6 protein-coding genes are annotated in these 12,129 nt (G+C 40.7%); 5 read left to right on the top strand and 1 reads right to left on the bottom strand.

Annotated elements, in window-relative coordinates:
- Positions 1 to 103 precede the first annotated feature (103 nt).
- The 5 genes from SOM16_RS07375 to SOM16_RS07395 all read left to right on the top strand — a co-directional run bounded on the left by SOM16_RS07375 (position 104) and on the right by SOM16_RS07395 (position 7,894).
- Positions 104 to 553: an SRPBCC domain-containing protein gene (locus SOM16_RS07375; protein WP_320463349.1), complete on the top strand. Its 450-nt coding sequence runs from the start codon at positions 104 to 106 to the stop codon at positions 551 to 553.
- Positions 554 to 893: 340 nt separating this feature from the next.
- Positions 894 to 2,498 (top strand): tetratricopeptide repeat protein, encoded by a 1,605-nt coding sequence (locus tag SOM16_RS07380; RefSeq protein WP_320463350.1) that lies wholly within the window; start codon positions 894 to 896, stop codon positions 2,496 to 2,498.
- Between the two features lie 259 nt (positions 2,499 to 2,757).
- Positions 2,758 to 5,535: a TonB-dependent receptor gene (locus SOM16_RS07385; RefSeq protein ID WP_320463351.1), complete on the top strand. Its 2,778-nt coding sequence runs from the start codon at positions 2,758 to 2,760 to the stop codon at positions 5,533 to 5,535.
- Positions 5,536 to 5,556: 21 nt separating this feature from the next.
- Positions 5,557 to 6,816 (top strand): right-handed parallel beta-helix repeat-containing protein, encoded by a 1,260-nt coding sequence (locus SOM16_RS07390; protein ID WP_320463352.1) that lies wholly within the window; start codon positions 5,557 to 5,559, stop codon positions 6,814 to 6,816.
- A 1-nt stretch (position 6,817) separates the two neighbouring features.
- Positions 6,818 to 7,894 carry a phytase gene (locus tag SOM16_RS07395; protein ID WP_320463353.1) on the top strand — a complete coding sequence of 359 codons (1,077 nt, stop codon included), beginning with the start codon at positions 6,818 to 6,820 and terminating at the stop codon, positions 7,892 to 7,894.
- A 3,401-nt stretch (positions 7,895 to 11,295) separates the two neighbouring features.
- Here SOM16_RS07395 and SOM16_RS07400 read toward each other — a convergent pair.
- Positions 11,296 to 12,129, bottom strand: a complete 834-nt coding sequence (locus SOM16_RS07400) for a M57 family metalloprotease (RefSeq protein ID WP_320463354.1) — start codon at positions 12,127 to 12,129, stop codon at positions 11,296 to 11,298.

Consider the following 12,129-nt stretch of genomic DNA (forward strand, 5'->3'; position numbering starts at 1 on the left):
ACGCTTCTGCAAAGAATTGAAATTTAGAATCTTAACCCATTGTGGAATATACTGAACTTTTGTAAAAAGATAGTGTTCTAATTTAAATGTTAAATGGAAAACTATGTCAAACGAACCAATTATTATAACGCAACGTTTTGCGGCGAGCAAAACAACCTTATTTAAAGCATGGACTGATGAGTCGGCGTTGAAAGTGTGGTGGCAGCCAGCCGGAAAAAAATTATCCAGTGTAGAAAATAGTCTTGAAGAAGGAGGAAAAGTAACCTATACTTTCGAGCCTGATGGGGAAGATGATACCAGATTAGTAATTGAAGGAGAATATCAGGAAGTGAAACCAGAAGAAAAATTGGTGTATACCTGGAACTGGATTCTCGATGGAACTGCATTGGAAAATGGCAACTATCTACTTACTGTAGAATTTAATGAAATAGATGGCGAAGCAGAATTAACTATCCATCAGGAAAGCGAAAGTGAAGTAGAAGGTGTTCACCCGCACAAAGAAGGATGGGAAGATGCGTTGAAATCATTAGAAAGTTATTTAACAAAGCAATAAAATAATATTACCATCACTTCATAGGAGAGCCCTATTCCCAAATCACATTCTAATAAGAAATTTGATGAAGGATAGGGTTTTTGTTGTGATAAAATTTGCTGTTTTTAAGAAGCATTATTTTAGATTGACACAGTTTATTTTACATACCCGCGGTAGCGTTTTTGAGATCTAGTTAAAGATTATTTTTAGTCTATAGCTTTTGCTTTCAGCTTTGGTCTTTCAGCTTTAGTCTTTCAGCTTTGGTCTTTAAGCTTTAGTCTTTAGTCTTTAAGCTTTGCTCTTTCAACTTAACCTTAACTTAACACTCAAGCCCGTTCTTTGCCAAAAACTATTTTTAGGCATGTTAAAATATTGGTATATCTGCTTGTTGTTGAGTCTTTCGTTATCAAAAGGTTATGCGCAGGAGGGAGAGGCCTTTCCGCTCTTGGATTATGAAACTAAGAAACCAATCGAATCCCTTATCGAGTTGAAGAAAATCTACGCTCAATCGATAGAGAATGGTAATATAATTTTAGAGGGACAGTGTTTGCAACAGATGGGGAAAGTGTGTTATCGGCAGGGGCATTTCAGGCAATCTCTGGATTTCTTTTTAAAAGCAGATAAAATTTTCTCCGGATTTGATAAGCCTACATTACTTGCGGCAAACCTGACGGATATGGGCGTGCTTTATTACTACGTAAAGCAACCAGACAAAGCCTTAAAGCATTACACTTCCGCTTTGAAGATCTATCAGCGCCTGCGAGATCTTCCTGGTCAATCTATTGTTTACGGACATATAGGTCAGTTATATGAAAAACGCAGCAACTATGAACGGGCATTTTATTATCAAAAAATCGCTTTAAAAATGAGCGAAAAAACAAATGACAAAAGTGGTGCAGCTAAAATTTATGAAAATATTGGCAGCATTTACGAAGATCTCGAAAAGTATGACCTGGCTCAACTGAATTTCAGAAAGTCGCTCACCTTATATCAGGCAGATAAAAATCAGATTGGCAGCATCGAAGTGATTAATAACCTTGGCGATGTGCTACGCAAAACAGGCAAGTACAGGGAAAGTATTAAGCAAACAGAAACGGCGATGAATCTGGCAAACAAAACGGGTAATATCTACCAGTTGGCCTCATGCTGCAGAGATTTAGGTAAAGCATATGAACTGTTGAAGCAGATGGATAGTGCCTATCATTACGTGCAGCTTGGGTACAAACATACCATAGATTTATACTCTGAAGATGGCGCCAGACAAGTAGCATTTTTGCAGGTACTTTATGATATTAACAAAAAAACAGACGAGATTAATAAACTACAAAATGATAAAAAAATTAACAGGATCATTACGTTTTCGGCTACCATAGTAGTTGTGTTGCTAATTATTTTGGGTTTTGTCATCTTTAGCCGGCAACGGTTTAAATTGAAAGATCAGCAGATGCTGGCAAAACAAAAAGAAATTGAACATAATCTAACCAGTCTGGAACTCAAGAACCTCCAGTTAGAAGAACAGCACCTAAAGCAGCAACTGGAGGTTAAAAGTAAGGAACTCTCTAACCACACCTTAAACCTGATCAAGCACAATCAATTTCTCGAAAACCTCAGAAACACCTTACAACTGATGGTGAAAGATGATAAGCGTGACCAGAAAAAGCAAATGAATCAAATTCTAACGGAGATTAACCAAAGTTTTAATCACGAACGCAACTGGAAAGAATTTACACAAGCCTTTGAACAGGTCCATCACCAGTTTCTGGAAAACCTAAAAAAGTTTAGTAATGCACTAACTTCTGCAGATATGAGGCTGATTGCATTGCTTAAAATGAACCTTGATTCTGCAGACATTGCCACCTTGCTCGGCATATCAACCGATAGCCTGAGGGTTTCCAGATACCGGCTTCGCAGAAAGCTAAATCTGGCGCAAGGCGATAATTTATCAGCATTTATTCAGGCGCTTTAAACGTTACATCATTCGGGTTTACAAACGTTTTTCTGGCCTTTTTTTGGGCTTAACAATTTGTTAATGTAACGGTAATAAAAGCATAACGGCGCTTTTTAATTGTGTTAAGTATCTGGTAATGATAATTTTATGGTTATGTGTTGCTTTTTCGTTGATGGCTTAAGTAACGGTGTTGCCTTTATGTAACCCCGGTAATTTCCGAGTATCGGTTTCGTAATACACCTTTGTGCCGTCGATAATAAAAGACATACCAAACACAATGAATAAACTGTTACAAATTTTATTTTTCGTTCTCATTTGTGCGGGCACAGCAAATGCCACAAAAATTAAAGGACATGTTTACGATAAGCAAACCGGAGAGGCGATAGTAGGCGCAACGGTAGTGATGGAAAATCCCCGGCGGGTAACAAACACCGGTCTCGATGGTACGTTTGAATTTAAAGCCGCTGCGATGGGTAGTACCAAAATCAGCGTAAGCTACATTACCTATAAAACCATTACCAAAACCATTATTGTGGTAAAAGAGGATAACGAACACCTGAAGTTTTATATGGAAAGTGATGCTAAAAGCCTGGACGATGTAATTATTAAATCAAATCCGGTAAGTTCAACTGATCAGGGGGCCAGAAGATTAGAGAAAAACGCCACACAGATCATGAATATTGTATCTGGTAAATCCATCGAGATTTCTCCGGATTTAACCGTAGCCAATGTAATGCAAAGGGTTTCCGGCGTATCCATTGAGCGAAATAGCAATGGCGACGGGCAATATGCCATTTTGAGGGGAATGGATAAGCGGTACAATTACACCCTGGTAAACGGGGTCAAAATTCCAAGTCCGGATAATAAGTATCGCTACGTTCCGCTGGATCTTTTTCCATCAGATCTGCTTGATCGTTTAGAAGTTTATAAAACACTTACCCCTAATCTGGAGGGCGATGCCATTGGTGGTGCAATTAACATGGTGATGAAAAATGCGCCAGGTAAGTTTCAGGTAAACGCGAATCTTTCTTCCGGGTATAGCCAGTTATTTTTAGATCGCAAATTTGCCAGTTTTAACGCTTCAGATATTCAGTCTAAATCGCCTTCAGAACTCAACGGGAAAAGCTATAACGCTACCCAAAATGATTTCACAAAAGGAACGCTTGATTATAAATATAAAAATCCATTGCCTAATCTCATTGGTAGCCTGTCTTTAAGTCAGCGGTTTTTAGATAATAAATTGGGTGTGGTTTTAGCCGGAAGTTATCAGAACACTTATCGCGGCAGCAACAGCACATTCTACAACACTGCTGTTAACGGAACAGATACTTATGCGGTGATTATTAACAAGAGTTACCGTGAATTTTCTGAGCAGCAACAGCGCACAGGTTTGCATGGTAAGGTAGATTATGCTTTTAATAAAAACCACCAGCTAACCTTGTATAATGTGTATGTTAATCTTAAAAACCAACAACTTAGGGATGCCATAACTACCACTTATAATGGCGTATATAATCCGGTTGCTGGAAATGCAGAACTGGTTTATAATACCAGAAGCCGCTTAACAGAACAACAGATTTATAACAGCACCTTACATGGAGATCATAAGTTTTTTGATGAGAAATTTTTGGTACAATGGTCTGCTGTTTATTCTTCTGCAAAGAATGATGTACCTGAAAATACCAGCATTAGCCTGAATGGTTTAGAGCAGAATTTTCAGCGCAGGAGAACCAGTTTGGTTAACACTTCACCCGTAAACCGCAGATGGGAAAGAAACACAGATGAAGATTTAGCGGGCTACCTGGACCTAACTTATCGTTTCGATCTTGGAAGTAATAAACTGGATGTGATGGCAGGTGGTTTATACCGCGATAAACAACGGAGCAGTTTCTTTAATAATTATACCCTTGCACCAGGTGCAGCAGATGCTGGTCGCCTGTATGGCGTGGATTTTCAGAACTATACTGATCTGAATTTAATTGTTACCAATCCAACAGGTGCAGTAGCTAACCCATTAACTTACGATGCCTCCGAAAAAATCAGCGCAGGTTATGCCATGTTTAAATATGTTTCTGCAAAGCTAGAATTAATTGGCGGAGCAAGGGTAGAGCATACCAATCAGGGATATAATTTGCTTTTCCCGGCCGGGGAAACCTTTCCAAAAGGTGCGCAAATTTATACCGATATCTTACCAAGTTTAACAGCGAAATATTTTTTAAACAATAAAGCACAATTGCATGCATCATATTACAAGGCACTTAATCGCCCTGGCTTTTATGAAATTGTACCTGGTAGAGTGGTAAATGAAGAGTTTCAGGAACGTGGAAACCCGAACTTAAAACGTGCCCTGGCCGATAACTTCGATCTGCGTTATGAGCTTTTTCCCGGTGCATCTGAGCAATTAATGATTGGCACATTCTATAAGAAAATTAAAGACCCAATTGAATATACATTTCAGGCAGATGCCGTTCGCGGGCAGGATATTTATTACACTCCCGGAAACTTTGGTACTGCCAATAACTTTGGTGCAGAGGTAGACTACATTAAATATTTCAGCAAGATTGGTGTGAAGGCAAATTACACTTACACCCATTCTCGCATTACCACGCCAAAAACCATCAGAACGATTAACACTACCACTGGTGATATTCAAGCGCTTTCTATTGATCAGGAACGCCCTTTATATGGCCAGTCTGAACATATTGGAAACCTTTCCTTATTGTTTAAGGACACTAAAAAAGGTTGGGATGCCCAGGTAGCTGGCGCTTACACAGGTCCGAGGATCAATACAGTTTCACAATTCCTAAACAACGATTTATGGCAGGAAGGCTTTGTTCAGATGGATGCATCCGCAGAGAAACGCTTTAAAGGCGGGATCAGTGTTTTTGTAAAAGCAAACAACATCTTAAACACTCCTACTAAATTATTCATCAAAGGAACCAACCCGGAGAATGATAAAATTAACGAAGAGCTGGTTAAAGATGGACGAACACTCATCAGAAGTGATTATTATGGTCAGAGTTATTTACTAGGCTTTAGGTATAAGTTTAACTAATTGAAATTTAAATCAAGAAATATGAAATCGAATCAGATTTTTAAATTATTCATCCTTTTGGTACTGGCCCTTACGGGATGTGAAAAAGCCAATATTGATGTAGATACTTCCATTGTTGAGGGCTCAGCCATAGGAGAAGTTTCAGGTGTTTGGACAAAAGGAAGTACGCAGGTAATAAAGGGTGATATCATTATTCCAGAAGGTAAATCCCTCACTATTGAAGAAGGGGTAACCATATTAATGGATACGGTTGCTAAACCGGAAATTGTAGTGAAAGGCAATTTGTACGCTTTGGGTACAGCAGAAAACCCGATTAAATTTACGGTAAATGAATTCTATAAAACTGCACAGAAAAAATTCGGAAAACTTTGGGGTGGGATATTGGCCGGACCAACTTGCGAAGAGTTAGTGCTTGATCATACAATTATCGAATATGCAGGTTCTACTACTTCAGATGCTTCTACTTCAGTTAAAATGGGTTTATACAAAGCTGTAGCTGGCGAAAACCTTCCGGCTTTATGGTTCTCCAATGCTAAGGGGAGATTGGTGGTACAAAACAGTGTGTTTAGAAACTTGCAGGAAGATTGTACTTACATTGAAGGTGGAAGGATTATTTTCGCTAACAATGTTTTTTACACCACTGGTGTAACCGGCGGCGAAGCAATGAATTTTAAATCTGGCTGTCTGGCAGATATCGCTTATAATCTGATTTACAGTACCAATACCAATGCGCTGAAACTTTCGAACACTGGAGATAAAACACCTCAAACTTACATTATTGCTTACAACAATACCATGGTTAATACAGGTTGGAGAAGACCAACTGCTAAGGGTGGTTCTGTTTGGCTGGAAAGTACTGTACGCGCTGACCTGTATAACAACCTGTTCGCTAATACGCGTTTTGGTGTAAAAAGAGACCCTAAAAAACCTGAAGATTCCAGGTCCGTTTACAGCAATAACTGGTATTATGGTTTTGATCAGGTTACCGTAAACCAATTTCAGCCAAAAGGCGATGTTGTTGGCGGTAAAAACGATATCATTGGCACAACCGCAGGTGCCAATGATCCGAAATTTGTAAATTATCCGGTAAATACTTCTGTTAATAATGCAGATTTTAATACCACATGGGATTTTCATTTACAGGGAAATTCTCCAGCGCTGGGCAGGGGAATTACAAACTTTACCCGTCACCATCAGGCAGGCATCGTTATGAAAAATGGCATCACGTATACTTCACCAGCACCAGCAACGTTTGTTGGTGCATATGGCACTAAATTATAAAATGAAAAACAAAAATTTAATCAACATTGCAGCAGTTGCAGTGTTAAGCTTAATCATTTCTTGTAATGGAAGTGCACAGCAGATAGATCTGAATGCCATTAAACCGTTATACGTTTCAGAACCTGTCGATTTTGATACTGATGATCCTGCAATTTGGATAAATCCAGCTGATCCGGCTAAATCTTTAGTAATTGGCACAGATAAAGATGCCAATGGCGGATTGTATGTGTTTGATTTAAAAGGTAAAATAATCAAGTCGAAAACCGTTAAAGGCTTAAAAAGACCTGACAATGTAGATATTGCTTATGGATTAAATCTGGCGGGGAAAAAAACGGATATTGCCGTAACTACCGAACGCCTTACGCATAAACTGAGAATCTATTCTTTACCAGAGATGAAGCCTGTTGATAACGGTGGGATTCCGGTTTTTGTGGACGAGACTGGGGCCGGGTTTCGAGACGTGATGGGCATTTCCATGTATACAGACCCGAGTGGAAAAATTTATGCTATTGTAGGTAGAAAATCGGGTCCGAAAGCAGGTGGTTATTTATGGCAATACTTGCTAAAGGATGATGGAAAGGGTAATATTAAAGCCGATTTAGTGCGGAAGTTTGGAAGCTATAGCGGCAAAAAAGAGATTGAGGCAATAGCTGTTGATAATGAGCTTGGTTTTGTTTATTACTGTGATGAACAATTTGGGGTACGTAAATATTATGCAGATCCGTTAAAGGGAAATAAAGAACTGGCATTATTTGGTCAAGGCGATTTTGCGGTGGATAACGAAGGGGTTGCCATTTATAAAACGGCTGGTAATAAAGGATATATTTTAGTTTCTGATCAGGGTGCGAGGCAATTGAAAGTATATAGCAGAATAGGGAAGGCAGGTGCTCCAAATCAGCACCCACTGGTAACTACTATAAAATATGCAGCCAATCAAACAGATGGGATCGATGTAGTTTCAGTCCCCTTAAATGCTGATTTTAAGCATGGGTTACTAGTGGCGATGAGTGATGATAAAACTTTTCATTTTTATAGGTGGGAAGATTTAGCTGGGAAGAAGCTTGACGTTAATCGCTAATATTACCGATTACCTTGGCTTGCCTCGGCTGGCCGCCGAAGGGCTGATGTCGGATTAGCAGGTCGAAGTTTAAATGGCGATCGCTTGGGGGCGTTTGCAATTCCCCTCCATTGGAGGGGTGCCCGCAGGGCGGGGTGGTTTCTGCATTGTGTCTCGTCCTAAAAAAAGTTTACAGTTTTTGATTTAATCCTGTAATTGATTTACAGGATTTTCCCGCTGCGCTGGCTTGCCTCGGCTAGCCGCCGAAGGGCTCTCTTCTTTTTCTTGACAAAAAGAAGCAAAACTCAAGGCTTGGATCTGATGTCGGATTAGCGCGTCGAAATTTAGATCGCGGTAGCGCAAGGGCTCGATTTGCTTTATAATAAGGATTTGTTTAAAGGAGCCGTTCGCGCTACCTTGGGTAGAGGTGTTTGAACAGAAAGTGCAAAAATTTCAACGGCTTCTCCTTCCATCATTTCCTAGGCCGGATAGCAGGATGGCAATAGCATGTGGTCATAGCATGATGAGAATTAGGATGCAGACTTAGATTTATAACGACAAGAACGACGATCGCTATCACTATCCAACAAGGCCAAACCACCGTTTCTTCGTTCTGCTCTTAGACCGGCATGGTCAATTTTTTGGGATGGCACTGACCAAGCCCAGCTACTGACTTGGATAAAAAAAATTGCGAGCCGGCAGTTTTGTTTCTTTTGCTGTCAAAAGAAAAAAGGCCCGTCCGGCCAGGACACGATAATATCCTTTTAACACGAAGCGTAAAAGACATTTTTTGTAGCATTAATTTATCAGCTGGTGTCAATACCTGCAGAGAAGTTTTTCCCACTGCACTGCCTTACCTCGGCTAGCCGCCGAAGGGCTTGTTCTTTATTCTTGATACTAAAGAACCAAACAATCAAGGCTTGGATCTGATGCCGGATTAGCGCGTCTAAATTTAAATGGCGGTAGCGCAAGGGCTCGATTCGACTTGTAATAAGGATTTGTTTTAGGAGCCGTTCGCGCTACCTTGGGTAGAGGTATTTGAACGTTGCTACAAAAATTTCAACGGCTTCTCCTTCCATCATCTCCTATGCCGGATAGCAGGGTGGCAATAGCAGGGTGGCCATAGCATGATGAGAAAATAGGATGCAGACTTAGATTTATAACAAGAATGGCGATCGCTATCACTACCTAGCAAGGCCAAACCACCGTTTCTTCGTTCTGCTCTTAGACCGGCATGGTCAATTTTTTGGGATGGCACTGACCTAGCCCATCTACTGACTTGGATAAAAAAAATGCGAGCCGGCAGTTTTGTTTCTTTTGCTGTCAAAAGAAAAAAGGCCCGTCCGGCCAGGACACGATAATATCTTTTTAAACCGAAGTATAAAAGACATTTTTTTGTAGCATTCATCTATCGGCTGGTGTCATCACTTGCCGTAAACTTTTTCCGCTGCGCTGGCTTGCCTCGGCTGGGCGCCGAAAGGCTTTTACTTTTTTGCTTGATCAAAAAAGAAGCAAAACCGAGCTTTTCTGCGAGCTCATGAATACCTATAAAAACATATACAACTGATGAATAACTCAAGGCTTGGACCTGATGTCGGATTAGCGCGTCGAAATTTAAATGGCGGTAGCGCAAGGGTTCGATTCGTCTTGTAATACAGATTTGTTTTAGGAGCCGTTCGCGCTACCTTGGGTTGTGAGGGAATTTGAACGGAGGTGTAAAAATTTCAACGGCTTCTCCTTCCATCATTTCCTAGGCCGGTTAGCAGGGTGGTGGTAGCAGGATGAGAAAATAGGATGCGGACTTAGATTTATAATAAGGATTGCGGTCGCTATCACTACCTAACAAGGCCAAACCACTGTTTCTTCGTTATGCTCTTAGACCGGCATGGTCAATTTTTTGGGATGGCACTGACCTAGCCTAGCTACTGACTTGGATAAAAAAAATTGCGAGCCGGCAGTTTTGTTCTTTTGCTGTCAAAAGAAAAAAGGCCCGTCCGGCCAGGACACGATAATATCCTTTAAACCCGAAGCGTAAAAGACATTTTTTTTGTAGCATTCATCTATCGGCTGGTGTGATCACTTGCCGTAAACTTTTTCCGCTGCGCTTGGCTTGCCTCGGCTGGCCGCCGAAGGGCTTTTACTTTTTTGCTTGATCAAAAAAGTAACAAAACCGAGCTTTTCTGCGAGCTCATGAATACCTATAAAAACATAAATAACTTATGAATAACTCAAGGCTTGGATCTGATGTCGGATTAGCGCGTCGAAATTTAAATGGTTGTAGCGCAAGGGCTCGATTTTCTTTTAATAAAGATTTATTTTAGGAGCCGTTCGCGCTACCTCGGGTTTGAGGTACTTGAAGGTTGGTGCAAAAATTTCAACGGCTTCTCCTTCCATCATCTCCTAGGCCGGATAGCGAGGTGGCAATAGCATAGGGAGAAATTAGGATGCGGACTTAGATTTATAATAAGAATGGCGATCGCTATCACTACCTAACAAGGCCAAACCACCGTTTCTTCGTTCTGCTCTTAGACCGGCATGGTCAATTTTTGGGATGGCACTGACCAAGCCCATCTACTGACTTGGATAAAAAAAATGCGAGCCGGCAGTTTTGTTTCTTTTGGTGTCAAAAGAAAAAAGGCCCGTCCGGCCAGGACACGATAAAATCCTTTTAAACCCGAAGCGTGAAAGACATTTTTTTGTACCATTCATCTATCGGCTGGTGTCATCACCTGCAGAAAACTTTTTCCCGCTGCGCAGCCTTGCCTCGGCTAGCCGCCGAAGGGCTTTTACTTTTTTGCTTGATCAAAAAAGTAACAAAAAAATCAAGGCTTGGAACTGATGTTGGATAAATTCGTAAAGTTTTATTTCGGCAGCACAAGCACCCGATGAAGAACCGGGAGAGAACGCGCTGCCTTGGGTTGTGGGGTATAAAAGATTGTGGTTGAAACTTTAACGTTTTCTCCTTCCATCATCTCTTATGCCAGATAGCGAGTTAGCAATAGCATGTGGTCATAGCACGGTATCAATCGCTGGAGTGTGAACCGTCCTACGGCATAATGCAAATTTGGTCCCGCAGAGCTAAATGACCACCGCAGATTTTTGCCGCTCAATTCTGCGTAAATCTTCTTAATCTGCGGGAAAATTATTTAAACGAGCAGGGTGGCGATAGCTAGACTGCGATTGCAATTATCCTCCATTGGAGGGGTGCCCGCAGGGTTGTTTTTGAACCGGTGAAAAATTACCTATAAGGTAGACATTGAAGGCACACCGGATGTTAATGTTTGGTACAGTGCTAATGGCAAGTTTATCAAAGAGCTGGCCGATTAAAACTGGATATTGTCTGCAGCAATAATCTGATTAAATAAAAAGCGCTCCGGATAATTCCGGAGCGCTTTATAAGGTAATTCACAATTGGTCTTTTGTTAGTAGATGTAGTTTAATGCCACTACATCATTAGCGTTGAATGTGCGGTTACCACCATTAGAGCAAGCTAACATAAAAGAAGCGGCATCAGGAGTAGCTGGAGTTCCTGGTATTACTACTGCTCCAACGTTTGATGCACCTTCGTTTCCTGCGCCACTTGCGCCACAGCTAAAAGCACGGTTCATATAATCTGTGTGACGTAAACCGATACAGTGACCTACTTCGTGCTGGATCACAGAAGCAAGATACAATAAGTTTGGATTAGCACCGTAAGCAGCAGCATTGGTATTCATTCTGATTTGATTAAAAGGGTTACCTGATGAGGTAGGGAAACCTGCAGAACCTAAAGTGATGAATCCACCACTTGCCGCTTCGTTAAAGCCAACCACATTAATATTGCCGGTTGTGCCTGCAGCTGCTCTTTGAAAAGTAATCTGTAAACCCAAGGAGTTATATCTAGAAATCATCGTATTTACAGCATCACTATATACCTGAGGTAAATTAGTAATGGATACAGTGATCACCCGGGGTAATGATCTTACCACATTGGTGGTGCGGTATTGCTCAGTTTCAGCAATATTTAAGTTAGCACCTGAAGCAGCTTCAGTTAAATTGGCATCAGTTAAAAGAATATCTCCTTCAACTAAATAGCCTCCATCCATTTTACGGATATTCTCAGTACTGAATCCTAAAGACTTAACCTTCTCCAAGGTAGCTGTAGAAATATCAGTTTTATTTTCGGCCGCAGTTTCTGTATCATTATTCTTACAAGAATATAAAGTAGTGAACAATAAACATGCTGCTGCCACTGATAAAAATTTGGTTTTTTTCAT

The sequence above is a fragment of the Pedobacter sp. CFBP9032 genome, from assembly GCF_034045265.1.
Classification (GTDB): Bacteria; Bacteroidota; Bacteroidia; order Sphingobacteriales; family Sphingobacteriaceae; genus Pedobacter.

What these genes read in the sequence shown, in the direction of transcription:
- SOM16_RS07395 (WP_320463353.1), top strand. Translation starts at nt 6,818, where the DNA reads ATGAAAAACAAAAATTTAATCAACATTGCAGCAGTTGCAGTGTTAAGC.
- SOM16_RS07385 (WP_320463351.1), top strand. Translation starts at nt 2,758, where the DNA reads ATGAATAAACTGTTACAAATTTTATTTTTCGTTCTCATTTGTGCGGGC.
- SOM16_RS07400 (WP_320463354.1), bottom strand. Translation starts at nt 12,129, where the DNA reads ATGAAAAAAACCAAATTTTTATCAGTGGCAGCAGCATGTTTATTGTTC.
- SOM16_RS07380 (WP_320463350.1), top strand. Translation starts at nt 894, where the DNA reads ATGTTAAAATATTGGTATATCTGCTTGTTGTTGAGTCTTTCGTTATCA.
- SOM16_RS07390 (WP_320463352.1), top strand. Translation starts at nt 5,557, where the DNA reads ATGAAATCGAATCAGATTTTTAAATTATTCATCCTTTTGGTACTGGCC.
- SOM16_RS07375 (WP_320463349.1), top strand. Translation starts at nt 104, where the DNA reads ATGTCAAACGAACCAATTATTATAACGCAACGTTTTGCGGCGAGCAAA.